22 protein-coding genes and 1 pseudogene are annotated in these 23,447 nt (G+C 60.9%); 16 read left to right on the forward strand and 7 right to left on the reverse strand.

The window, feature by feature from the left end; all coding sequences use genetic code 11:
* Window positions 1-32: 32 nt before the first annotated feature.
* The 4 genes from L3N39_RS13310 to L3N39_RS13325 form a co-directional block, all read right to left on the reverse strand.
* On the reverse strand, window positions 33-1,031 hold the full coding sequence (locus L3N39_RS13310; protein WP_237257894.1) for a glucosaminyl phosphatidylglycerol flippase: 999 nt from the start codon (window positions 1,029-1,031) through the stop codon (window positions 33-35).
* Window positions 1,028-1,789, reverse strand: coding sequence for an N-acetylglucosaminyl phosphatidylglycerol deacetylase (locus tag L3N39_RS13315; RefSeq protein ID WP_237257896.1), 762 nt, complete (start codon window positions 1,787-1,789; stop codon window positions 1,028-1,030). The genes L3N39_RS13310 and L3N39_RS13315 overlap by 4 nt, the downstream gene beginning before the upstream one ends.
* A complete protein-coding gene (locus tag L3N39_RS13320) occupies window positions 1,782-2,897 on the reverse strand; it encodes an N-acetylglucosaminyl phosphatidylglycerol synthase (protein ID WP_237257904.1) in 1,116 nt (371 codons plus the stop codon). Before L3N39_RS13320 ends, L3N39_RS13315 begins: the two co-directional genes overlap by 8 nt.
* A gap of 173 nt (window positions 2,898-3,070) precedes the next feature.
* Window positions 3,071-3,946 (reverse strand): YihY/virulence factor BrkB family protein, encoded by an 876-nt coding sequence (locus L3N39_RS13325; protein WP_237257905.1) that lies wholly within the window; start codon window positions 3,944-3,946, stop codon window positions 3,071-3,073.
* Between the two features lie 346 nt (window positions 3,947-4,292).
* Here L3N39_RS13325 and L3N39_RS13330 point away from each other — a divergent pair.
* From L3N39_RS13330 to L3N39_RS13370, 9 genes and pseudogenes are all read left to right on the forward strand, one after another.
* Window positions 4,293-4,632: pseudogene (locus tag L3N39_RS13330) on the forward strand (general stress protein); the annotation flags it as partial.
* Between the two features lie 718 nt (window positions 4,633-5,350).
* Window positions 5,351-6,157, forward strand: coding sequence for a TIGR04255 family protein (locus L3N39_RS13335; RefSeq protein ID WP_212739880.1), 807 nt, complete (start codon window positions 5,351-5,353; stop codon window positions 6,155-6,157).
* Window positions 6,158-6,173: 16 nt separating this feature from the next.
* Window positions 6,174-6,911: a Cro/Cl family transcriptional regulator gene (locus L3N39_RS13340; protein ID WP_125871466.1), complete on the forward strand. Its 738-nt coding sequence runs from the start codon at window positions 6,174-6,176 to the stop codon at window positions 6,909-6,911.
* A 16-nt stretch (window positions 6,912-6,927) separates the two neighbouring features.
* The gene (locus L3N39_RS13345; protein WP_125871465.1) at window positions 6,928-7,800 is read left to right on the forward strand and encodes a hypothetical protein; all 873 of its coding nucleotides are present in this window, start codon (window positions 6,928-6,930) and stop codon (window positions 7,798-7,800) included.
* Window positions 7,801-8,158: 358 nt separating this feature from the next.
* Complete coding sequence (locus tag L3N39_RS13350) at window positions 8,159-8,347, forward strand: hypothetical protein (protein WP_185745884.1); 189 nt, start codon at window positions 8,159-8,161, stop codon at window positions 8,345-8,347.
* 252 nt (window positions 8,348-8,599) lie between these two features.
* Window positions 8,600-10,282 carry a transposase family protein gene (locus tag L3N39_RS13355; protein ID WP_237257909.1) on the forward strand — a complete coding sequence of 561 codons (1,683 nt, stop codon included), beginning with the start codon at window positions 8,600-8,602 and terminating at the stop codon, window positions 10,280-10,282.
* On the forward strand, window positions 10,276-11,193 hold the full coding sequence (locus tag L3N39_RS13360; RefSeq protein ID WP_431978028.1) for a TniB family NTP-binding protein: 918 nt from the start codon (window positions 10,276-10,278) through the stop codon (window positions 11,191-11,193). The genes L3N39_RS13355 and L3N39_RS13360 overlap by 7 nt, the downstream gene beginning before the upstream one ends.
* On the forward strand, window positions 11,190-12,359 hold the full coding sequence (locus L3N39_RS13365; RefSeq protein WP_237257910.1) for a TniQ family protein: 1,170 nt from the start codon (window positions 11,190-11,192) through the stop codon (window positions 12,357-12,359). Before L3N39_RS13360 ends, L3N39_RS13365 begins: the two co-directional genes overlap by 4 nt.
* A 108-nt stretch (window positions 12,360-12,467) precedes the next feature.
* Window positions 12,468-13,082: a recombinase family protein gene (locus L3N39_RS13370; RefSeq protein WP_237257911.1), complete on the forward strand. Its 615-nt coding sequence runs from the start codon at window positions 12,468-12,470 to the stop codon at window positions 13,080-13,082.
* Window positions 13,083-13,165: 83 nt separating this feature from the next.
* On the opposite strand, the gene L3N39_RS13375 is transcribed toward L3N39_RS13370, so the two are convergent.
* Both L3N39_RS13375 and L3N39_RS13380 read right to left on the reverse strand, forming a co-directional pair.
* Entirely contained in the window at window positions 13,166-13,555 is a 390-nt protein-coding gene (locus L3N39_RS13375; protein ID WP_237257913.1) for a YkvA family protein, read from the reverse strand.
* The gene (locus L3N39_RS13380) at window positions 13,552-14,550 is read right to left on the reverse strand and encodes an SdiA-regulated domain-containing protein (protein WP_237257914.1); all 999 of its coding nucleotides are present in this window, start codon (window positions 14,548-14,550) and stop codon (window positions 13,552-13,554) included. Before L3N39_RS13380 ends, L3N39_RS13375 begins: the two co-directional genes overlap by 4 nt.
* 259 nt (window positions 14,551-14,809) lie before the next feature.
* Between L3N39_RS13380 and L3N39_RS13385 the strand changes: the two genes are divergently transcribed.
* The 7 genes from L3N39_RS13385 to L3N39_RS13415 all read left to right on the forward strand — a co-directional run bounded on the left by L3N39_RS13385 (window position 14,810) and on the right by L3N39_RS13415 (window position 19,480).
* Window positions 14,810-15,331 carry a retropepsin-like aspartic peptidase RloA3 gene (locus L3N39_RS13385; RefSeq protein WP_431978029.1) on the forward strand — a complete coding sequence of 174 codons (522 nt, stop codon included), beginning with the start codon at window positions 14,810-14,812 and terminating at the stop codon, window positions 15,329-15,331.
* 88 nt (window positions 15,332-15,419) lie between these two features.
* Window positions 15,420-16,112 carry a response regulator transcription factor gene (locus tag L3N39_RS13390; RefSeq protein ID WP_237257916.1) on the forward strand — a complete coding sequence of 231 codons (693 nt, stop codon included), beginning with the start codon at window positions 15,420-15,422 and terminating at the stop codon, window positions 16,110-16,112.
* Window positions 16,075-17,331: a sensor histidine kinase gene (locus L3N39_RS13395; protein WP_237257918.1), complete on the forward strand. Its 1,257-nt coding sequence runs from the start codon at window positions 16,075-16,077 to the stop codon at window positions 17,329-17,331. Before L3N39_RS13390 ends, L3N39_RS13395 begins: the two co-directional genes overlap by 38 nt.
* Window positions 17,332-17,687: 356 nt before the next feature.
* Window positions 17,688-18,245, forward strand: coding sequence for a recombinase family protein (locus L3N39_RS13400; RefSeq protein WP_212739529.1), 558 nt, complete (start codon window positions 17,688-17,690; stop codon window positions 18,243-18,245).
* Window positions 18,242-18,532, forward strand: a complete 291-nt coding sequence (locus L3N39_RS13405) for a hypothetical protein (protein WP_212739530.1) — start codon at window positions 18,242-18,244, stop codon at window positions 18,530-18,532. Before L3N39_RS13400 ends, L3N39_RS13405 begins: the two co-directional genes overlap by 4 nt.
* 100 nt (window positions 18,533-18,632) lie before the next feature.
* Entirely contained in the window at window positions 18,633-19,007 is a 375-nt protein-coding gene (locus tag L3N39_RS13410; RefSeq protein ID WP_237257919.1) for a hypothetical protein, read from the forward strand.
* A gap of 92 nt (window positions 19,008-19,099) precedes the next feature.
* Window positions 19,100-19,480 carry an antitoxin Xre/MbcA/ParS toxin-binding domain-containing protein gene (locus L3N39_RS13415; protein WP_237257921.1) on the forward strand — a complete coding sequence of 127 codons (381 nt, stop codon included), beginning with the start codon at window positions 19,100-19,102 and terminating at the stop codon, window positions 19,478-19,480.
* A gap of 751 nt (window positions 19,481-20,231) precedes the next feature.
* Here the strand turns inward: L3N39_RS13415 and L3N39_RS13420 are convergent.
* Window positions 20,232-23,414: a type I restriction endonuclease subunit R gene (locus L3N39_RS13420; RefSeq protein ID WP_237257922.1), complete on the reverse strand. Its 3,183-nt coding sequence runs from the start codon at window positions 23,412-23,414 to the stop codon at window positions 20,232-20,234.
* Window positions 23,415-23,447 lie beyond the last annotated feature (33 nt).

The following is a 23,447-nucleotide window of genomic DNA, read 5'->3' on the forward strand; positions in this document are numbered from 1 at the left end:
TAAACAGTGGACTGCCCAACTCGCGGGATGGTTCAGCCCTGGTACTGCCGCGAGCGCACCAGACGGTCGAGCAGCGGACGACCGGCCAGCTGGAGGAACACCGGGGCGCCGGCGATCAGGTAGAAGTAATAGGTGACGAAGCGCCAGATCAGGATTGCCGCGGCGGTGGTCGACTTGCCCACCATCGGCGTCAGCAGCGCCGCCGACGCCAGTTCCGCGCTGCCTGCCCCGCCGGGCAGCAGGCTCAGCTGGCCGGCGGTCAGCGACAGCATCTGCACCAGGAAGGTCCAGGCCCAGGCCAGGTCGCTACCCAGGCCGCGCAAGGTCAGGTAGAGCACGCTGAAGCGCAGCAGCCAGTGCAGCGTGGTCAGGCCGAACACGCTGAGCAGCACCGGCCGCGGCAGGGCGAAGCATTCCAGCAAGGCGTTGCGAAAGCGCAGCACCCGGCGTGCCCAGTGGCGCCGCCGCTGCGCACCCATGCCGCAGCGTCGCACGATCCAGCCGTTGAGGCGAAACACCTGGCGATGGAAGCGCCCGAGCAGCCCGAGCAGCACCATCACCCCCAGCAGCAGCGCGGCGCTGACGCCGAGCAGGCTGGCCATCTGCGCGTTGAGCGCGTGGGTCATGGCGTAGATCAGCACGCCGACCAGGGCACAGGCGAAGAACAGCAGATCGCTCAATTGCTCGACAGCGTAGGTCGCGGTGCCGCGGGCCGGCGCCACGCCCTGGCGCATCAGCAGCGCCATCAGCGTGATCGGCCCGCCGGCCCCGCCTGGCGTCGCGCAGATGGCGAATTCGGTGGCCAGCACGATGCCGAACGCGCGACGCTGGCCGAGCCGGCGGCGGCCGACCAGCAGCCGCAGGCGAAAGGCGTTCAGGTACCAGCCCAGCAGCACCATGCCGAGCATGCCCAGCAGCAGTTCCGGCGGGAAACGCAGCAGCCGCTCGAACAGCCCGCTGCCGCCGAGCAGCAGCGGGATCAGCGCTGCGGCGACCAACGCGCCGCCCAGCAGCCACCAGCGCCGGCTCATGCCACGGCGCTCGCCGGCAGCCGCCCGCGCAGCCAGTCGATCTTGCACAGCGGGCGCCGGCCGTCGCGCAGCAGCCGCTGCAGCACGTCGAGCCAGTACTGCCGGGAAAACGAGTGGCGCATGTCCACCGGATGCAGCCCCAGGCGCAGCAGCGGCGCATCCTGCTGCCGGCGCAGCTGGCGCTCGGAGACCAGCCGCGAGAGACCGCGGCGCCAGGCGCTGCGCGCGCTCCACACCAGCCCCGGCGCGCGGATCGGGGTGAAGTCGGGCAGCAGGAAGAAGTGCCGCGGGTCGCTGGTATAGGCCAGGCCGCTGTCGGCGAGTGCACGGCGAGTGCCCTCGCTCATCAGCCAGGCCGGGGCGACGAAGCCGTGCAGCGGCCAGCCATGGCGCCGGAACAGCCCGATGCCCTGCTCCAGGCGGCGGCGCGCCTCGGGCTCGTCCAGGCCGTAGAACTCACCCTCGTGGGTATACACCCGGCGCATGAACCACTCCTGCGGGCTGCGCGGCGCCGGGCCGTCGTCGGCGTGGTAGCAGCCGTGCAGCACCAGCTCGTCGCCACGGGCCAGCCGGCGCTCGAGCAGCGCGCAGAATCCGGGATGGCGCTCGAGCGCGTTGCGATGATGGAAGTCGGGTACCACCAGCCAGGTGATCGGCACGCTGCCCAGAGCATCCACCGCGGCGACGAAGTCGCGATAGTCCTCCCAGGTTTCCGGCGCCACGTCGTGCAGCACCAGCATCAGCGCGCGCTCAGCCATGGACGGCCACCGGCAGCTCCACCGTGCCCAGCACCGCGTGGTAGTGCGCCAGCAGCCCGGCGACCACCGCATCCCAGGCATGGTGCAGCTCGACATGCTGGCGGGCCTGGGCGCCGAGCAGGCTTGGCTGCTCCTCGAACAGCTCGCGCACCGCCTGGGCCATCGCCTGGGCATCCAGTGGCCGGCACAGGCGCCCGGCATGGAAGGGCACCAGCTCGGGCAGCGCACCGGCGCGCGCGGCGACCACCGGAATGCCGCTGGCCATCGCTTCGAGCACCACCAGGCCGAAGGTTTCCTGGTTGCCGGCGTGCAACAGGGCATCGCTGCTGGCCATCAGCCGCGCCACTTCGCTGGCCGGGCAGAAGCGATCGATCACCGAGACGTTGTCCGGCACCCGGTGCGGCATGTGCGAGCCCACCAGCAGCAGGTGGTAGCCCTGCCCCAGCCGGCGAGCGGTCTCCAGCAGGATCGGCAGGTTCTTCTCCCGCGAGCCGCGGCCGGCGAAGATCAGCAGCCGCGTCTCCTCGGGCAGGCCGAGTTCGCGGCGCAGCCCCGGGTCGCGACGATCCGGGCGGAAGGTGTCCAGGTCAACGCCCAGCGGCTGGACGAAGACATTCTGCACGCCGAGGGCGACGAGCTTGTCGGCCATCACCTGGCTCGGCGCCAGGACCCGGTCGAAGCTGCTGTACAGGCGCGTCACGTAGCCGTTGAGGTTGGTGCCCAGCCAGTTGCCGATGCGATTGCTCACCAGCAGCGGCAGGTCCGAGTGGTAGAAGCCGAGCACCGGCACGTCCAGCCGGCGGCCGGCATCCAGCGCGGCCCAGGCGGTCATGTAGGGGTCGCCCACCTCGATCAGGTCCGGGCGCAACGAGCGCAGCAGGTTGCGCCACGGGCCGCGGCGCACCGGGAAGCGATAGCCCTTGCCGAACGGCAGCGCTGGTGCCGGCACTTCGTAGATGCCACCGTTGTGGCGATAACAGCTGCCCGGCACGACGATGCTGTGGCGAACCCCCGAGTACAACTGAAGCCGGCGATGCTTGGCCTCGAGATAGGTACGCACGCCGCCACTGGCCGGCGCGTAGAACATGGTCATGTCAGCGATATGCAAGGTGACCGTCTCCGTCCGTTCTGCGCTTCACGCCCCTCCCTGGACAGCGACAGGTCGCTTCGACCGCCCCGGCATCCATCGCCTCGACTGAAGCACTTGTAATAAGCGTAGGACTGTTCCGGCTGGATGATCGTTTCATTAGCGGGCACGTTTGCCGCGCCCCGGCGGGCGGATCAGCCGTCGACCCGCTTGTCGCCCTTGTCCTTGCCTTCGACCGAATGGTGCTCGATCACCGCGTTCAGCTCGGCGCCCAGCAGTAGCACCGCGGCGGAGATATAGAAGTACAGCAGCAGCACGATGATCGCGCCGATGCTGCCGTAGGTGGCGTTGTAGTCGGCGAAGTTCTGCACGTAGATGCCGAAGGCGACCGACGCGGCGATCCACACCACCACCGCCAGCACCGAGCCCGGGGTGATGAAGCGGAACTCCTGCTCGACATCCGGCGTGACGTAGTACAGCACCGCCACCAGCAGCATCAGCAGGATCACCACCAGCGGCCAGCGCACCCAGGTCCAGAGCACCACCACCACATCGCGCAGGCCGACCATGTCGGCCAGCCACTCCATCGCCTGCGGGCCCAGCACCATCAGCATCGCGGTGGCCAGCAGCAGCACCGCGGTGGCGATGGTGTAGACCACCGAGAGCAGCATCAGCTTCCAGCTCGGTCGTCCTTCGGCCACGTCGTAGGCCTTGTTCATCGCATTCATCAGCGAGCGGAAGCCCACCGAGGCCGTCCACAGCGCCGCCAGGATGCCGAACGACAGCAAGCCGCCCTGCTGGCTCTGCAGCTGGTCGATCACCGGGTTGACCTGATCCATGGCCATCGGCGGCAGCAGCAGGATGGCCTGCTGGCGGATCCAGTCGAAGAAGTCGGACAGGTTGAGGAAGCCCAGCAGGGCCAGCAGGAACAGCAGGAAGGGAAACAGCGAGAACAGGGCGCGATAGGCCAGCGCCGAGGCGTAGGTGGACATGTCGTCGCTGCTGAACTCCTTCAAGGTCTTCTTCAGCAACGTCATCGCGCCAATGCCCCGCGTGTCGAAAATCGCCATTACGCACCCCCGATTGGTCTGTCGAAGCTCCGACGGCAATGCACGCCGGGAGTTCGCCAAGTTGCCAACTTCGCCTCGTTACCCAAGCCTCAAGATAGCAAAGCCTACAACCAGGCGAAGTCATTTAGCGCCAGCCATCCTATAACTAGAGCGGCCCTCCCACTCATCGGTTCCCGGCAAATATCTCGAACTCCCTGATAGAACTTTCCTCGTATATCTCGAGGGGCGGCTTTCTTGCCCAGCAAGAACAACCGCTCGTTTGTACAAACAGCGCAGGAGACATTCCCATGGCTGATAAAGGCAATATGTCGGTAAACGAAGCAGGCAAGAAAGGCGGTGACGCCACTTCGCAGACCCACGGCAAGGAGTTCTACCAGGAGATCGGCAAGAAGGGCGGCGAAGCCACCTCCGAAAGCCACGGCAAGGAGTTCTACCAGGAAATCGGCAGCGAAGGCGGCAAGCACAGCGGTGGCAATTTCGCCAACGACCCGGAACGCGCAGCCGAGGCGGGCCGCAAGGGTGGCCAGAACAGCGGCGGCAACTTCGCCAATGACCGCGAGAAGGCCTCCGAGGCCGGACGCAAGGGCGGCCAGAGCAGCGGCGGCAATTTCGCCAATGACCGCGAAAAGGCCTCCGAAGCCGGGCGCAAGGGTGGCGAAAACAGCCACGGCGGCGGCCGCAAGTAAGCACTAGCAGCGCAATAAAAAACGGGAGCCTTGGGCTCCCGTTTTTTATTGGCTTATTCAAACATCAAGCCGAACGACAATATTATTTCGACCGAAAGCAGACATAATTAAGCCCACCGCACAGCAACGAATAACCGGCACTCGATAGGCCAGTTCGCCACACCATTCAACTATTGATCATGATTAACAAGTCTGCTGCCCGGCTAGCCGATTAATTCAACCGAGCCGACGCCACGGCAAAAACGAAAAAGGCCCGCATCGCTGCGAGCCTCTTTGAATCACTGGTGCGGAGACAGGAGTCGAATCTAGCCATCCAAAGCCAGAAAAAATATAAGCCTAAGCGCATCGCACAATCTCAAAGGGAACTCAAATAGGTACTCACCCCTTTATCCGCCCCAATAGCACGATAAGCCATCGCAACCACCAAAACCGACAAACTTGCTACCAGCGCTAGCCTTAATTTACCCGCCCCACGCCCCCCATTTCGCAATGCGAAATGCCCCTAACCACCTCGCATCTCGAAACACGGCAGACATTGGGCTCCCTCGACCTCCAGCGGGCACCTAGCCCCCCCTGATTCCGCGACCACCAGCAGGCATTGACCCACCCGCCCCAGCCTTGAAGCCGAGAGGCCATTTGGCGAAGCCACGCCTCAAATTGCGAACCTGTAAAGCAATGTGTAAACTGTCAATCAAAGTTTCAAGCATGGACGAGTGCAATGGGCAATAAACTTAAGAACCCACCGGTCTTCTTCACGATAGGCCAAGTGCAGCACAACCCCGTGCTCTCGCTGGACTCCTATATCCCGCAGATCCAGGAGCGCATGCGAAAAGCCGGCTACCCTGGCTTCACAAAATCGACCCAGATGCAGCTCTCCCTCCAAAGCGCATCAGATGGAGCGGACGACAAAGCACCCACCCCCACAATCCAGAAACTGGATCGTTTTGTTTTCTCCAACCTCAATGACACCAACGCCTTTCTCCTACAGCCAAACTCAATCACCTTTGAAACCACGACCTACGTCGACTTCAAGGAGTTTTACGAGCAGCTGGAGCTAGGACTGAGCATTCTTGACGAGGCAATTGGCGGACTCAGCTTTGTTGAGCGCTTGGGGTTACGCTACCTCGACGCCGTAGCACCACAAGAAGGGGAGGATCTCAGCCAATACCTCATCCCCCAGGTACTAGGACTGCCCGCTCAAATGAAGGAGTCAGCATTCAGCCACTCCTTCTCTGAAGCCGTTCTACTTGCCGACGGGATCGGCCAGGTTGTAGCCCGCACCGTTATCCAAAATGGTCGACTGGCCTTCCCCCCAGACATCGACCCCGAACGCCTGAAGATACAAGAGCGCTTCGAGTCGATCTCCGGCATACACGCCCTCATCGACACCGACGGCTTCTCTGTCGAGCGGCGCCCCTACAACAAAGCTGAAGTACTAACCAGGATGGACGAGCTACACGAACTCATCGGCAGGTGCTTCCGCGCAACGACCACCGATTTCGCACGCACAGCCTGGGATACCTGAAGGGAGTCTCAAATTCATGCATATCGCACACTCAAACCGAGCAACCCCCCAGCTAGCAAATAGCTTTCTGACATCTCAGCGCCTTGAGTACCGCGTAACGCACGAAAAGCGCGGAGTAACGACCGCCACAGCACTCCCCCATCAAGAAGAGCGCACCAAAGGAACAGCCTCTCGCTTCATTCGAGGCTGCGGCAGCGTAGCGCTTGCCCTACTGGTCGGCACCGGCGGAGTGGCCACCCCGAATTACGTCGCCGCAAGGGAGGACAAGGGATATCGCCTGCTTGATATCAAGTACTCCGAGCGAAAAGACACAGATACCCAGCGCGCCAAGCCACGCACCTCCGCTGAAAACCTTGCCTTTGTGCGCAACACACTTAAGCCTCCAGTCACCGAACTGGCGTCCTTCTTCGGCGTTTCGCGCCAGGCCATCTACAACTGGCAGGCCGGAGAACCAATTTCCGCGCATAACGAAGCCCTACTACAGCAACTCGCAGATGCCACCACCCTACTGCACCGAGAGAACCTTACCGGAAGCTCCAGCCTGATCAAAAGGCGGCTGCCCGGCGGAAAAACACTCCTTGAGCAGATGCAAGGTGGGGAACCAGGCGAATCTGTCGCCAAGGCACTCATAGCAATGTTCCAAACAGAAAACCAACAACACTCAAGAGTAGCCCACCGCCTCAGAGGGAGATCAGCCATCACCCCCATCGACCCGAGCGACGCAGGCACTCCCCACCTTAACGAGCAGGCATAGAGGATGAAGTAGCCGAATGGGTAGCTGGAGCAGAGATACACCCTGGCGACAAGGGCACCTTCTTCGACCGGAAACGATTAGAGAGCTGGAGCTCGCCCCAGACCTCCCACCGGAGAAGGTTGCCGCAGTCATCGCCTCTCACGATTGCGACCTCGCCCAGCTACCCGATGGCGAGCCCTTTGTAGAGGTGGTGCTCGGCACGTTTCTGGATGGAGCACCCAACGGCAACTACACCAATTGCAAGAACCTCCGCCGCCTTCACGTAGGATTCTCCGCAACCGGCGAAGAGGCCTACGTCGAAATCGACACCAATAGGCGAGCCCTCATCCCCAAGGATGCAGCCGACAATCCCAGGCACGGACTAAGCGAGCACTTACCCAACGCCTCGCACAAGATGACACCCAAAGAGCACAGCGTGCTTCAGAGATGGCTAGCAGCCAGGTATCGGAGAGCGGCCTTCCCAGACGAGTTTGATCGGCGCCTTAAGGAAGAAACCAAGATCGCCGAGAAGCTGGCCAAGGCATTCAAAGACACTGGCAACCATATCGCCGCAGTGTTCTTTGATGTCGACGGCGGCACCGAGAATGCGCGGAACGGTGCCAACGACCCCTACGAACTCGTAGTTACGCTGCTTTATGCAACAGATACCGACCCCGCCGCCGCCCAGATCGCAGCCACCAAGACAGCAGAGGCCATCCAGTCGATTTTTGAGGCGCGCTGCAGAATCAAGAAAGACGGCAACGACATCTGGACCTGGATCGAGCTAGTCGATATCGAGGTTATTTCAGACGAAGCCCTGTCATACGCCCAATCGCAACTACTCAAGAAATGGCAAGCCGACCACATCAGCCTGCGCACCGAGCCAGAGCAGCCAATTTTTGAAATTTAAATGCAGTAACCGAGACAGGAAGGAAGGCACCCAACCCGTAAGCGCCTGAAAAAATTGAAATTCCGCTCATACGCCTATTGACGGTAGACATAACGTATGAGAATATGAAATTTGCTGGACTAGCGTCTTAGACAGCAAAAAGCCCACAACCCTTGATTCTAAGGGAAGTGAGCTAAGAGCCGTGCATCAAAGGTTTTGCAGAACCAGAGAGCACATTTAACTAAACCAACCTTGGAGGTCAGGTTTTTTCAATCGCGGGATCACATTCTACGGATATCAATTATCCCTGACAAGCCTGCTTGACCGGCGGTCATTCGACCCAAGGTGCCTCCGAGGTATCTCTAATGGAGAACTTCGTATGAGTACTATGATCTGCAGGCCATTCATCACCCTTCGCAATGGTCGTCGCCTGTACGCCCATGAGGTAGGTAAAACTGCCTTCTGCTTTGAGGTTGATGAAGTGAAGCCAGCAAAACCACAAGGCCCCCTTGAGGTTCAGCTGGAGCTCGATGAACTTGAGGAGCCGGGCACGCCCCAACTCCACTAATCACACCGAGCACTTCACAGCGCCTCAACCCTATCGGAGGGGGCTTCGCCCCCTCCATCTTTTTCCTCTCTACCACACTAGACCACTTCAGCTGCCGTGAGGCCGCCGTCTTGTCACTTTCAGAAGACGACTGCACCAATCAGCGCGGTTTGAAGCCTGTTATGCATACGGCTCCTGACAGCCCGATATCAGGACACCTCTGCACGAAACTCGTCTATGCCCAATACTCGTGTGCACCAAAGCGAGGTGAGCATGGCGACCGATACCGCACCGATTGCCGAGCATGGCGTAGCCACCCTGCCAGATCAGGCATGGGAGCGTGCGCGCCGTCGCGCGGAGATCATCGGGCCGCTGGCACAGTCGGAGACGGTAGGGCATGAAGCGGCCGACGCGGCAGCCCAAGCACTTGGTCTGTCCCGGCGGCAGGTCTACGTCCTGATCCGCCGTGCCCGGCAAGGCTCGGGGCTGGTCACTGACCTAGCTCTTGGGCAGTCGAGCGGCGGCAAAGGTAAGGGCCGCTTGCCGGAATCGGTCGAACGCATCATTCGCGAGCTACTGCAAAAGAGCTTCCTGACCAAGCAGAAGCGCAGCCTGGCGGCGTTCCACCGCGAAGTTGCGCGGGCGTGCAAGCTGCAAAAGCTGCGGGTGCCTGCACGCAATACCGTGGCCTCGCGGATCGCCGGTCTCGACCCGCTAAAGAGCACTCGCCTTCGGGAAGGTCAAGATGCGTCCCGCACCCTGCAAAGTGCCGGCGGCGTTCCGCCGCCAGTCTCCGCGCCGCTGGAGCAGGTACAGATCGACCACACATTTATCGACCTGATCGTGGTGGACGTACGCGACCGGCAACCGATTGGCCGTCCGCACCTGACCCTCGCCATCGACGTGTTCACCCGCTGCGTGGTTGGCATGGTGGTCACCTTGGAAGCACCGTCCGCCGTCTCGGTCGGCCTGTGTCTTTCGCATGCCGGCTGCGACAAGCGCCCTTGGTTGGAGGGGTTGGATGTAGAGATGAACTGGCCGATGAGCGGCAAGCCCAGGCTGCTTTACTTGGACAATGCCGCCGAGTTCAAGAGCGAGGCCCTGCGCCGTGGCTGCGAACAGCATGGCATTCGGTTGGACTATCGTCCGCTCGGGCAGCCGCACTACGGCGGCATCGTGGAACGAATCATCGGCACGGCGATGCAAATGATCCACGACGAATTGCCAGGGACGACCTTCTCCAACCCCGACCAGCGCGGGGAATACGCCTCCGAGAAGATGTCCGCCCTGACACTGCGAGAGCTGGAGCGCTGGCTCGCATTGGCGGTGGGCACTTATCACGGCTCCGTGCACAACGGCTTGCTCCAACCGCCGGCCGCGCGCTGGGACGAAGCTATCGCACGAACCGGCGTGCCAACCGTCATCACCCGCCCCACGGCTTTTCTGGTCGATTTTCTGCCCATCATCCGCCGCACGCTGACCCGCACCGGCTTCGTCATCGACCACATCCACTACTACGCCGATGCGCTCAAGCCGTGGATGGCTCGGCGCGACCGCTTGCCTGCGTTCCTGATCCGGCGCGACCCGCGCGACATCAGCCGCATTTGGGTGCTGGAGCCGGATGGTCAGCACTACCTGGGAATTCCCTACCGTACCTTGTCGCACCCGGCTGTCACCCTCTGGGAACAACGGCAGGCGCTGGCGAAATTACGGCAGCAAGGGCGCGAACAGGTGGATGAGTCGGCGCTGTTCCGCATGATCGGCCAGATGCGCGAAATCGTGACCACCGCGCAGAAAGCTACGCGCAAGGCGCGGCGCGACGCGGATCGACGCCAGCACTTCAAGGCAACGGCACCGCCGGTCAAAGCGATGCCACCGCCGGACGCAGAGATGGCTGACCCGCAGGCAGACAAGCAGCCACCGGCCAAACCGTTCGACCAGATTGAGGAGTGGTAGCCGTGGACGAATATCCCATCATCGACCTGTCCCACCTGCTGCCGACGGCCCAGGGCATGGCCCGTCTCCCGGCGGACGAACGCATCCATCGCCTTCGCGCCGACCGTTGGATCGGCTATCCGCGCGCAGTCGAGGCGCTGAACCGACTGGAAGCCCTGCATGCGTGGCCGAACAAACAACGCATGCCCAACCTACTGTTGGTCGGGCCAACCAACAACGGCAAGTCGATGATCATCGAGAAGTTTCGCCGTACCCACCCGGCCAGCTCCGACGAGGATCAGGAGCACATCCCCGTATTGGTCGTGCAGATGCCGTCCGAGCCGTCGGTGATCCGCTTCTACGTCGCGCTGCTCGCGGCGATGGGGGCACCATTGCGACCGCGCCCTCGGCTGCCGGAAATGGAGCAACTGGCGCTGGCACTGCTGCGCAAGGTCGGCGTGCGCATGCTGGTGGTCGACGAGCTGCACAACGTGCTGGCCGGCAACAGCGTCAACCGCCGGGAATTCCTCAACCTGCTGCGCTTCCTCGGCAACGAACTGCGCATCCCGCTGGTCGGGGTCGGCACGCGCGACGCCTACCTAGCCATCCGCTCAGATGACCAGTTGGAGAACCGGTTCGAGCCGATGATGCTGCCGGTGTGGGAGGCCAACGACGATTGCTGCTCACTGCTGGCCAGCTTCGCGGCTTCGCTCCCTCTGCGGCGACCCTCGTCGATTGCCACGCTGGATATGGCTCGCTACCTGCTCACGCGCAGCGAGGGCACCATCGGCGAGTTGGCGCACCTGTTGATGGCGGCGGCCGTCGTCGCCGTGGAGAGCGGTGAGGAAGCGATCAACCACCGCACGCTCAGCATGGCCGATTACTCCGGCCCCAGCGAGCGGCGTCGGCAATTCGAGCGGGAACTAATGTGAAGCCAACGCTGCGCTGGCCATTGCATCCGGCTCCCAGGGAAGGCGAAGCCCTGTCTTCGTGGCTCAACCGCGTAGCCCTTTGCTATCACATGGAACTGTCCGAGCTGGTGGAGCACGATCTTGGCCACGGTCAGGTCGATGACCTGGACACCGCGCCACCACTGTCGCTGCTGGCGATGCTCTCCCAGCGGAGCGGCATCGAGCCGGACCGGCTGAGTTGCATGAGTTTCGCCGGCTGGGTGCCTTGGCTACTGGACAGCCTTGATGATCAGATTCCAGACGCATTGGAAACCTATGCGTTCCAGCTCTCGGTGCTGCTGCCAAGACTCCGCCGTAAGACGCGATCCATCACGAGCTGGCGTGCCTGGCTGCCCAGCCAGCCGATACACCGCGCCTGTCCGCTCTGCCTGAACGATCCGGATAACCAATCCGTACTGCTCGCGTGGAAGCTGCCCCTGATGCTGAGCTGCCCGCTGCATGGCTGCTGGCTGGAATCCTATTGGGGTGTGCCAGGGCGGTTTCTCGGCTGGGAGAACGCCGACGCCGAACCGCGCACCGCCAGCGACGCGATTGCGGCGATGGACCAGCGCACCTGGCAGGCACTGACGACCGGTCACGTGGAACTGCCGCGCCGACGCATCCACGCCGGATTGTGGTTTCGGCTGCTACGCACGCTGCTCGATGAGCTGAACACCCCGCTTTCGGCGTGCGGAACCTGCGCGGGGGATATCCGCCAAGTCTGGGAAGGCTGCGGGCATCCGCTGCGTGCTGGGCAAAGTCTGTGGCGACCGTATGAAACCCTGAACCCGGCAGTACGGTTGCAGATGCTGGAGGCGGCGGCAACGGCAATCAGCTTGATTGAGGTGGGGGATATAAGCCCGCCAGGCGAGCAGGCAACACTATTCTGGTGCGAGCCCCAAACCGGGTTCACCAGTGGCCTGCCGACGAAAGCGCCGAAGCCCGAACCCATCAATCACTGGCAGCGTGCAGTCCAGGCCATCGACGAGGCCATCATTGAAGCGCGGCACAGCCCCGAGACGGCACGCTCGCTGTTCGCGTTGGCTTCCTATGGTCGGCGCGACCCCGCTTCCCTGGAGCAGTTGCGCGCCACCTTCGCGAAGGAAGGCATCCCACCGGAATTTCTGTCACATTATGAGCATGACTGACCCTTTGCATGTCTTAGACAGAATGACGGGTTAAGTGACAAGTTTTGACGATTGAGCCATTCTGACGCAAGATGTCACATAATCGAACGTATATGTGACAGGTGCGACATGCTGATTGGCTACATGCGGGTATCGAAGGCGGACGGCTCCCAGGCCACCGACTTACAGCATGATGCGCTGACTGCGGCTGGCGTCGATCCAGCGCATCTCTACGAGGACCAGGCATCGGGCAAGCGGGAAGACCGGCCCGGTTTAGTGAGCTGTCTGAAGGCACTGCGGCCTGGCGACACGTTGGTCGTGTGGAAGTTGGACCGGCTCGGGCGAGACCTGCGTCACCTGATCAATACCGTCCATGAACTGACCGGGCGCGGTATAGGCCTCAAGGTACTGACCGGCCACGGCGCGGCCATCGATACCACGACCGCCGCTGGCAAGCTGGTCTTCGGCATCTTCGCGGCCCTGGCCGAGTTCGAGCGCGAGCTGATCGCCGAGCGCACCATAGCTGGGCTGGCCTCGGCGCGGGCGCGCGGCAGAAAGGGCGGGCGACCGTTCAAGATGACCGCCGCCAAGTTGCGGCTGGCGATGGCAGCGATGGGGCAGCCGGAAACGAAGGTCGGTGATCTATGCCAGGAACTCGGCATTACGCGGCAGACCCTATATAGGCACATTTCACCCAAGGGGGAATTGCGCCCGGATGGGGCGAAGTTGCTGTCGCAAACATAATCTTGGCCAGAGGACGAGTGGCTCAGAACGACCAAAAGCGGGCGCCTATCGCTGACCTGATGGGCCACGTCCCAACTGACGTGTTACCGAGTCATCCAGGCCAGGAACCAGAACGCAGCCACCAACCAGATCATCACGACTATGCCCGCCGCTGTTCGGCTCACTGGGCGTGAAGTCGCCTGGGCGGCGGTTGCACGGTGTTCTGCCATCAACTCCATCGGGATCAATCGAACCACCAGCCAGATGCCCAGGGGAACGATCAGCAGATCGTCCAGATAGCCGAGGACGGGTATGAAGTCCGGGATTAGATCAATGGGCGACAGCGCATATGCAGCGACAACCAGGGCCAACACCTTAGCGTACCAGGGAGTGCGCGGGTCGCGAGCCGACAGCCACAGAGCAAGCACGTCTCGCTTTATCGTCCGGGCCCACTGTTTGAGGCGGGTGAGCAATGACGATGGCTGGCCTTTCATTGGGAGTCCTTGGTACGGTTCGGTTCGGGGCTAGCACCTTCGTTCTTGCGAAATGCGTAGAACAGATTGGGCTCGCTGACGACATAGAGATTGCCATCCTTGTCCAGGGTGACGCCCTCCGGTTGCGGAGCAGTTCGCTTCAGCTCAGTCAGCCAGCCAACCAGATTTCGGGTGCTGACAAGCTTGCCGTCCTCGGTCATCTCAAAGAGCAGCTTCGACTCATCACTGAGGATCACCAGGTGCCGGGTTTGGGGATCGAAAAAGATATCAGACAGGTCGGTAGCAAAGACGTTTTCGCCAATCCAGTCGGTCCGGTCGCGGATATGTATGTGCATGCGGTGGCCCAGGCTGGAGCCGACTCCTGAGATTTCATAGAGCTGTCGCGGGTTCTTCTCCTTCACCACATACAGGCGGTCTTTTTCGGCATCGTAAGTCACCCCTTCAAAGCCTTTGTTGCCGTTCAGGTTGATGCCCAGGGACAGCGACTGCGCTTCGTCGAGCGAGATACTCCGCGGCGTTGCCGGCAGCTGAAAGAAGTTCAGTTGCTGCGAGCGCTCATCGCTGACCACCACTAGGCCGCCGCCCATATAGGCCACGCCCTCGATGTCCCCGAACCCCTCCAGCGGATACCGCCCGATCACATCGCCTGACTTGCTGAGGGCGATGAGTTCCGTGGGGCCACCATTTATCACCGCGAGCAAGCGATCCTGGTCGTAGTCGTACACCACGGAAGACAGGTTCTGCTCGATGCCCTTGACCGGTTTGGCGTCGATGTAGACTCTGTAGTCAGGTAGCGAGATGTTCTTTCCTGACGCAGCTGCGGCGTTCAGGCTGTTTGTCATATTGAATACCAGTCGCTCATCCCAGTGTTCGTGCTCAGAAATCGCCAGCGCAGTACCGGTACCTAACAAGGCCACCATCAGCCATAGCTTTGTGGTGCAACTCAACGCCGACAGGCCACCGAGTGAGAAGGGACGGTTGGCTGTGCTGATCATCGAGCGGTACTCCGGGGCAGGACCATGCAAAGTGGTGCAGCCGTCTTGGTTGGTTCAGCTGCTGGAGAAGCCCGCCCGCCATCGAACAGCAGTAGAAGCCGTTCCTCTGGGGGGGACATGGAATTACTGTGCGTGGCGTGGCGTGAAGAACGCGTTAACACCCCCAGGGCTTGCCCGCGCATCAGCGCTGCTGCCTCTTAACGCGATCTTGACGTAGCGCCGTTCAGGGTGGGGACCATTCTCACTGATGGAGTCTGTTATGACCCGCACAACCGTACGTCTGCTGGTAACGCTCGCGACTTTGATGATGACACCCGCCGCATTCTCGGCTGCCCAGAACCCGGCGAAGGTATTCGGCTGGGTGGAAGAGGGCATTCTCCTGCCCGAAAAGGTGTCGGTGAAGATCAAGTTGGACACCGGCGCGCTGACTTCCTCCATGGATGCCAAGGATCTGGAGCATTTCGAGAAGGACGGCGAGAAATGGGTACGCTTCAATGTCGAGGTGAAGGACAGCGACACCGGCAAAATGGTGAGCATTCCCTTCGAGCGCCGAGTGGAGCGGAGTGTCAAGGTCCGGGGCGCGGGTGGAGCCGAGCGACGCCCGGTGGTGAAGCTGAAGATGTGCATCGGTGATCAGGTCTACAACGAAGAGTTCTCCCTGAAAAATCGCGGCAAGATGCTCTATCCGGTGCTGATCGGCCGTCGCACGCTGGAGCACCTGGGGGCAGTGGATGTTTCCCGTACCTTCACCACTGAGCCCAAGTGCGATGGGAGCGAATGACGCCCATCAGGCTCACAGGCAGTCAAAGCTGAATCGTGCCGGGATAGCGCAGCGCGTTCCCGGCATGAATCGCAGAGGAAACCAGGACGTGCGTATTCTGATCATCGAAGACAACCCGGATATCGTTGCCAACCTGTACGAGTACTTCGAACCGCTGGGGCATCAGCTCGACAACGCGCGCAGCGGCCATGCAGGGCTGGCTCAAGCGATTTCGCAGCGTTTCGACGTCATCGTGCTGGATGGCATGCTCCCAGGACTGGACGGCCTGGAGTTATGCCGGCGCCTTCGGGAAGAGCATCAATGCGATACACCGATTCTGATGCTGACCGCTCGCGACACGATCAACGACAAGGTCACCGGCCTGCGTGCCGGTGCCGATGATTACCTGGTCAAGCCCTTCTCATTGATCGAATTGGAGGCAAGACTGGAGGCGCTCTTTAGACGGGCGGGGGTCCAGTTCCCGGATCAGGTGTTGCGCTATGGGGAATTGGCATTCGACCCTGGAACGTTCGAGGCAACCCGCAATGGCCAGCGACTTGAACTGACGCCCAGCGGGTACAAGCTGCTCGCGGCGCTGTTGCGGACGGCACCTCGCCTGGTGACGCGGGAAGAGCTGGAGCATGAGCTTTGGCAGGATGAACCGCCGCTCAGCGATGCATTACGCACCCATATTCATGCATTGCGGCAAGCGGTCGACAAATCGTTTCCATCCTTACCGCCGATGCTCATCACCGTGGCTGGCATTGGCTATCGCCTGGCAGATGCCAATGCGCACCAGTAACTCACTACGTGGACGCATGGTGGCGGCCTACGTGCTGTTGGCCTTCATCATTGGCAGCGTATTCGCCAGCTCTGCGTTCTTTGTGATCGCAGAGATTGAAAACCACCTGATCGAACAGCGCCTGGCACACGCTGCCGATACCTGGGAAGCGGGCGCATATCAGTCCACTCAGCAGCCAACAGACCTTGGCTTTCTCGCCGGCACGCAACTGCCACCCGCTCTCCAAAAGCTTGGTCCTGGGGCTCATGAGCTGCGCTTGAACGGCCGCGCATTGCATGTGCTTATCCGTGAAGCGGACGGTCAACACTACGCGGTAATCGATGACCAGAGCGACTTCGAAGCCATCGAGTCTTTGACCTATCTCGCCTTGAGTGTCGCCTTTATCGGCGGCATTGCCTTGGCACTTCTGATCGGTCGTGCGAGCGCGAGTCGTGTGATTCTGCCCCTGACCAATCTGGCTAGCGCGGTGGAGGCTAGACAAGATGAGGGGACCCTTCCCGGGCTCGACGCGCGAGACGAAATTGGGGTGCTGGCACGTGCCATCGAGGACCGTACCAACCAGTTGAGCCTGGCCCTACAACGAGAGCGCTGGTTCACCGCTGATGTCAGTCATGAGCTGCGCACCCCCCTGACGATCATGCTTGGCGCCGCCGAAGTACTAGCCAGGCGCCTGAAGGATCAACCGGAACTGTTGCTCATGACCGAGCGCATACGGCGCAATGCATCTGATACTGCGCAGCAGGTAGCTGCGTTGCTGCAACTGGCAAGGGCTCCTGAGCGCGGGAGTCTCATTCCAGTACCCCTGCGGCAGCTGATTGAGCATGAGGTGGAGCGTTGCCAGCCGTTGCTGCGAGACAAGCCCATGACCATTGAGGTGGTCGCGCCAGAAGAGATAACCGTTCCGGCCATCCCGGACCTGGTGGCCATTGCTGTCGGCAATCTGTTGCGCAACGCCTGCTTGCATACCGAGCAAGGGGTCATCACGGTTCGTCTGGACGCTAACGCGATCAGCATCGAGGACAACGGCCCCGGTCTGCCCGAAGCGGTGAAGGCACGTCTTTTCAACCGCTTTGTTCATTCAGGCGGGGATGCCTCGAATGGCTCGGGGCTTGGGCTGTCCATCGTCAAACGGGTTGTCAATCACCTAGGCTGGACGGTATTGCATAAGCAGAGCCCTGCGGGCGGTAGCCAGTTCTCGTTGCAGTTCCCAAGCGCGTGATGGAGCTTTGTCGGATGTCTTGCGCTGATTCCAGCGTCACTTGATTCACAATTCGTCAAACCACTCCTAGCGTCGGTCGTCGGATGTCGCCTCAATGCGAACGTTGTTGGCTGTCCTCTTTTGGCCGGTTTCGATAGCTTTCGATCGGTAACTGTCACCTGCAGAGGGAGCGTCCAGCGCATCACCGCCCCATCCGGGCACTCTTATCTGGTCCCGTGAATTCCACTCCTGAACTACTGTGCATTCGCCTTCTGAAAGCGACACTCTCGGCGCCCAATAGTCAGCACTTACGATTGATTTAAACTCGTCTTTAAATCAAAATACGTAAACCTTCTATGCTGACGAGAATTCGGACAATGAAGATTGGGTACGCGCGAGTATCACGGGATGATCAGCAGCTCGATCTTCAGCATGACGCGCTGACCGCTGCCGGTTGCGAGCGGATCTTCAGCGACAAGATGAGTGGTGCCAAAGCATCGCGCCCCGGTCTTGATGAAGCGCTGGCATTTGCAAGACCTGGCGATGTTCTGGTTGTCTGGCGGCTTGACCGCCTCGGCCGCTCGATGTCCGAGTTGCTGCGCCTCACTGCCAACCTCGAATCCGCTGGCGTGGGCCTTGAAAGCCTGAAGGAACAGATCGACACCACCAGCGCTGCCGGCCGCCTGGTTTTCCATGTTTTCGCTGCGATGGCGGAGTTCGAGAGAAACCTGATTCGAGAACGCACATTTGCCGGCCTCGAAGCGGCACGTGCCAGGGGGCGGCAAGGCGGGCGGCCTGGTGTGCCGCCAGAAACGATTGCTGCGATACAAGCCCTGGCAGGTGATCAGAATCGTACGCCCGACGAGATATGCAAGGCGCTGAAGATCAGCCGAAGCACCCTCTACAAGTATCGCCAACAGGCCAGCAAAGCGTGATCGAAACCGAACTGGAGGTGCTCTATCTTGGCGCGCTGCTGCTCTTGGTTGACTGCATTTGTTGCCTCATCGCTGCGTTTCGCAGAACCCCTTTGCTTGGGGCAATTGCCGGGGGCGGCACTGCCGGCGCGCTCGCCCTCGTTCTGCTCACCAGGATGATTCCTTTTCCTTTGGCGGCAATCGCCAGCCTCATCATCGGTGGCGTGATTGCCTGGATGAAAGCAACGTCTCTCGTCCCCAGTGATAAGACTGTTCACGGGGGTTTGGGGGGCGACCAAAACACCTAGCTGTGAGCGAATAGCAACGCTTTAGCCTTTCACCGAAAACTCCGATAGTGAGGGACTCATGCGAAACCGAGAGCGCACCTATAGCGGATGCCCTGTGCTGATGGCGACACAGATTGGGCCCTATCTGGATCAAGGGGCCTTCCCGAGCTGCGCGGAATATCTGGAGGTGCCGCCTGGCAAGGTCGTACGCAAGCGCGGATTCTGGCTGAGGCCTGGTTATCGAGTACATCACACGGCGATGCTGTTCTTGATCAGCACCGATGTGTACGCGATGAACGTCGACGACTTCTACGAGCGGCGGGATCAGATCCATTGCTACCTTAGCCACAAGGCTGGCACAGCCTATGTAGGCAGGGTCGAGCATGTGGGTGAGTCTCAGCAGCTACTGCACCCGCTACTGCCCGATTTGCACGAGCCTCTTAATATCCAGCGCAACGAGCTGGCTTACGTAGGACGCGTGATTTCTGCCATCTGAGGTGCTCTATGTTTGTAGGGATCCATGCGGATGATTACCGCCAACGCAGGGCGAGGCTGCTAGGCCTACCCGAGCACGCAACTGATGTAGACGTGCATTCGCACATCATCAAAGGCATCCCTGTAGCTCACTTGGCTACGCTGATCAGGAACGGTGAAATCGATGCCCATGCGTGCGAGCAAATCACGCCAGCCCTTGGGAAAAAGCAACGCCCAACAGACAGAATTATCGCTCCGGACGCCTCAACAGATAATCGACTGTCTGCAGATGAGAGCGACAGGCTCTTTCGCGTAGTGCATACCATCGTGGTGGCCGAGATCCTTTTTGGCTCTCGTGATAAGGCGCAGCGCTGGCTCTCGAAGCCCCAAGACAGGTTCTCCGGCAACTCACCAATGCAGATGCTGACATCTACGGCAGGTGCCTGGCTCGTCGAGGAACTGCTGACACAGCTGGCCGAGGGGTTCGTTTTGTAGTCCGTGTGGCCGGGCATTGGGTCGATGGATGCGCGGATTTCGCCTCACTGCCGGCAACACAACTCTACAGCCGGGATCGACACGTAAACCCGATCTCATTACTACGCTGAGCGGCCATTTTTAGGCCTCGGTGTATCACCCTATTTGTCGACCCGTAATAGTCTCGCACTGATTTTTGAGCGTGCAGCGTGTGATACAGGGACCGCGTGCAACGTGTGATACACCAACAGCGTTCAGCCTGTGATACACCAACAGCGTTCAGCCTGTGATACAGCGGCATTTATGCCGCCTAAACACGGCAATTCGGCAAGCCTCGAAGACATTTATCGACAGAGCATCCCTGGTAAGCGAAGAGCCGCGCTCAGGCGCGAGCAAGACAGCTGCTGGCAGCCGAATTGATGGCAATCATTGCCAATGATTGCCATCTAATTACTTCCTGAAGATCCACGATTGCGCCATAACCTGCCAATCATTGCCATTAAATGGCAATGATTGGCAGGCAATCTCCGTAACACTATGAAATCCCGCCGTACATCACCTCATTCATGAAGGACTGCTGATCCCCCGAGTACTACTTAGCTATCGATGACAACGCTAAGGGTTGGGCGAGTACAGGCCGCGAGAGACTGATTCACACAGCGCGTGACAGCAGGCTTGCGGACACAGATGTCATGGATGAGCTGATCTCTAAGCTCGAAGAGCCAGCCTTTCCTTAGCAGGCCCAGCCAGCAGGGCAAACATGTTGATTCAATCAATCTCGCGCAGCACCCAGCAAGTCCATTCCCGCATCCTTCTTCAGCAACTCGTAGACCACCGTCAGGAACACATCCCGCGTCGACTCGTCGCTGAGCAGCTTGGTCGCCATGCTGGTGTGGCTGCTCATGGCGGCGGCGATGGCAGAGATGGCTTTTGAGGGGAGGTCGGCCTTCATGGCCTGCTCCATGGTGTTGTTCTGCACCTGGGCCATCACCACGCTGTCGGCGCGTAGCTTCTCGGAAACGTGCACGGTGAAAGCCACCTGATCGGTGTTGGTGATGTCCTTGCCGAAGGCGTTGTTGAGCTTCTCGATCAGCTCGGTGAGGTACTTCTTCTCGCGGTCACGGGCGTCGCGCAGACCGTTGTCGGTCATGCCGTAGAGGCCAGGCGTTTCCGCCTGCACACCAACGCCACTGAGGTTGCTGCCCTTCTTGAACTTGTAGTGACTGAGCTTGAGGTCGCTCAGATCCACCTGCTCCGCCGTAATGCTCTTGAGACGCTTACGCAGCAGGCGGGCATAGCTGGCGAAGGCCTCCAGGCTCGGGTCGCCGAAATCGATGAGCTGGGCGATGTACTCGTAGCTGCGCACGAACTTGGTCAGGCTCTCGCTGAAGATCATCAGCTCGTCGCGGGCCTTGCAGTACTCCGAGCGCTGGACGTCGGCGTACTCCATGTCCTTGTCGTTGCCCTCGTCGTGGGCCTTCTCCCAGGCCTTTTCCCACTGGTCGATGGCGTCGTTGAGCGTCTTCAGCTTTCCGTTGAAGCGGTCGGTGGGTGCCTGGGTCAGCGAGAACAGCTTCTGGTGCGTCACCTTCGGATCGACGATGGCATCGCCGAAGGCCTCCACTTCGGCCTGCTCGTAGATGAACATGCCATCCAGACGCTGCTTGATGTCGTAGACGATGTTCGGATCCTGGATGTCCGCCACCTGTGCGTCGCGGTAGAAGGTCTTGAACGATGCCAGGATCTCTTCGGCTTTGTTGGCGAAGTCGATGACGAAGGTCTTGTCCTTGCCGGGGAAGGTGCGGTTCAGGCGCGACAGCGTCTGCACCGCCTCCACGCCGGATATTTTCTTGTCCAGGTACATGGCCACCAGCTTGGGCTGGTCGAAGCCAGTCTGGTACTTGTTGGCAACGATCATCACCCGGTAATCCGGGGTGTCGAACACCTTGCGCATATCGCGGCCATGCAGGCCGGGGTTCAGGTTGGTTTCACTGAACTGGTGATCCTTGGGCAGACTGGGCTCTTCCACATCCGTGTTGGGCACCTCACCGGAGAAGGCCACCATCGCCTGCACGTTGTCGTAGCCCTTGCGCTTGCAGTAATCCTCCAGCGCCAGGTGGTACTTCACCGCCGCCGCACGCGAGCTGGTTACCACCATGGCCTTGGCCTGGCCACCGAGCAGGTGCGCCACGTTCTTGCGGAAGTGCTCGACGACCAGCTCGACCTTCTGCCCTACATTCACCGGGTTGAGCGACAGCCACTTGGCCAGCTTGCGCCCGGCGCTCTTCTCGTCCACGCGCTTGTCATCGACCATCTCGCTGCCGATTTTGAACGCGACCTCGTAGCTGGTGTAGTTCTTTAGCACATCGAGGATGAAGCCTTCATCGATGGCCTGCTGCATGGTGTAGAGGTGAAACGGTGCCGGCGGATTGTCTGTGCTGACGGGCTGCGCCGGATTGCGCGGGCGGCCGAACAGGCTCAGCGTCGAATGCTTGGGCGTGGCGGTGAAGGCGAGGTAGCTGGCATTGCCCGGCCGCGAACGCGAGCTCTGCCATACAGACAGCCGCTCCTCCTTGGAAAGCTTCTCCCACTCCGCCTCGCTCTGCCCGGTCAGCACATAGCGCAGGTCATCGGCCGTACTGCCGCCAGTGGAGCTGTGCGCCTCGTCGATGATGATGGCGAAGCGGCGATTGCGCAGGCTCTGCTCGCCGAGGATGGCCTTCTGCGCATAGGGGAAGGTCTGCAGGGTACAGACGATGATTGGCACGCCATCGAGCATGGCCTTGGCCAACTGCTGACTCTTGGGCATGCTCGACTGCTGGCGGTCGATGGCGCAAACCACGCCGGCCTGGTGCTCGATCTGCTGGATGGCATCCTGCAGCTGCTGGTCCAGCACCTGGCGGTCGGTCACCACAATCACGCTGTGAAAGTACGGCTCACCATCCGGGCGGCGTACGCGGATCAGCGAGTGCGCCGTCCAGGCAATGGTATTGGTCTTGCCGGAGCCGGCGCTGTGCTGGATCAGGTACGGTTGCCCTGCCCCTTCGACTCGCACCGCGTCGATCATCTTGGTCACGCCTTCCCACTGATGGAAACGCGGGAAGATCAGACCTTCCTTGAAATAGGTCTTGCCGTTGACGTCCTGGGCTTCCTTGCGCTCCTGCAGCACGAAGCGATGGAAGATGTGCAGCCAGTTGTCCTTCTGCAGCACCCGCTCCCACAAGTAGCTCACCGGATAATGACCGTTCTCGCCCGGGGGGTTGCCGGCGGCGCCATCGTTGCCCCGGTTGAAGGGCAGGAAGAAGGTCGAGTCACCCGCCAGCTTGGTGGTCATTCGGATGTCGCTGTCGCTCATGGCGAAGTGCACCACCGCGCCGCGCTTGAAGCTCAGCAGCGGCTCCAGACCGCCGCTCTTGCGCTCGGGCCGGCGGTCCATGCGGTACTGCTGCATGGCGGCCTGCACCGACTGGGTGAAGTCGGTCTTCAGCTCCACCGTAGCCACCGGGATGCCGTTGATAAAAAAGGCCAGGTCGATCTCGTCAGCCTTATCCAGCGAGTAGCGCAGCTGCGGCACCACACGCAAGCGGTTGGCCGCATAGCGGGCAATGACAGTGTCGTTGCGCTCATCTTCGGGCAGTGCCTGGCTCATGGCGAGAGTGCCGCCACCGGCCACGGCAAAGCCGTAGCGCAGCACATTCACCGTGCCGCCATCGACCTTGTTCTCCAGCTGCTTGACCAACTGATCCAGCACCACATCGCGCGTGCCAGCACCATTCATGGCGCGGAGCTTGTCCATGGCCGCGGGCTGACTGTCCTCCAGCCAACCCAGCACATCCTCGGGGAACAGCGCCCGCCCCTGGTCATAGTCGGCGGACTTACCCACCAGCCACCCTGCAGCCTCCAGCTGCTCGACGATGTGGCGTTCTAATTCGCATTCGTGGTGGATGTGGCTCATGTATTCAGTCTCGCTTTCTACTGTTTGTCCCGC

Source organism: Pseudomonas oligotrophica (assembly GCF_021726475.1).
Classification (GTDB): Bacteria; Pseudomonadota; Gammaproteobacteria; order Pseudomonadales; family Pseudomonadaceae; genus Stutzerimonas; species Stutzerimonas oligotrophica.

Bases quoted from the DNA above. Each gene is read 5' to 3' on its own strand.
- L3N39_RS13310 (WP_237257894.1), bottom strand. From the start codon at position 1,031: ATGAGCCGGCGCTGGTGGCTGCTGGGCGGCGCGTTGGTCGCCGCAGCG.
- L3N39_RS13420 (WP_237257922.1), bottom strand. From the start codon at position 23,414: ATGAGCCACATCCACCACGAATGCGAATTAGAACGCCACATCGTCGAG.
- L3N39_RS13375 (WP_237257913.1), bottom strand. From the start codon at position 13,555: ATGAAAGGCCAGCCATCGTCATTGCTCACCCGCCTCAAACAGTGGGCC.
- L3N39_RS13335 (WP_212739880.1), top strand. From the start codon at position 5,351: ATGGGCAATAAACTTAAGAACCCACCGGTCTTCTTCACGATAGGCCAA.
- L3N39_RS13340 (WP_125871466.1), top strand. From the start codon at position 6,174: ATGCATATCGCACACTCAAACCGAGCAACCCCCCAGCTAGCAAATAGC.
- L3N39_RS13345 (WP_125871465.1), top strand. From the start codon at position 6,928: ATGGGTAGCTGGAGCAGAGATACACCCTGGCGACAAGGGCACCTTCTT.
- L3N39_RS13385 (WP_431978029.1), top strand. From the start codon at position 14,810: ATGACCCGCACAACCGTACGTCTGCTGGTAACGCTCGCGACTTTGATG.
- L3N39_RS13315 (WP_237257896.1), bottom strand. From the start codon at position 1,789: ATGGCTGAGCGCGCGCTGATGCTGGTGCTGCACGACGTGGCGCCGGAA.
- L3N39_RS13370 (WP_237257911.1), top strand. From the start codon at position 12,468: ATGCTGATTGGCTACATGCGGGTATCGAAGGCGGACGGCTCCCAGGCC.
- L3N39_RS13410 (WP_237257919.1), top strand. From the start codon at position 18,633: ATGGCGACACAGATTGGGCCCTATCTGGATCAAGGGGCCTTCCCGAGC.
- L3N39_RS13355 (WP_237257909.1), top strand. From the start codon at position 8,600: ATGGCGACCGATACCGCACCGATTGCCGAGCATGGCGTAGCCACCCTG.
- L3N39_RS13350 (WP_185745884.1), top strand. From the start codon at position 8,159: ATGAGTACTATGATCTGCAGGCCATTCATCACCCTTCGCAATGGTCGT.
- L3N39_RS13400 (WP_212739529.1), top strand. From the start codon at position 17,688: ATGAAGATTGGGTACGCGCGAGTATCACGGGATGATCAGCAGCTCGAT.
- L3N39_RS13325 (WP_237257905.1), bottom strand. From the start codon at position 3,946: ATGGCGATTTTCGACACGCGGGGCATTGGCGCGATGACGTTGCTGAAG.
- L3N39_RS13380 (WP_237257914.1), bottom strand. From the start codon at position 14,550: ATGATCAGCACAGCCAACCGTCCCTTCTCACTCGGTGGCCTGTCGGCG.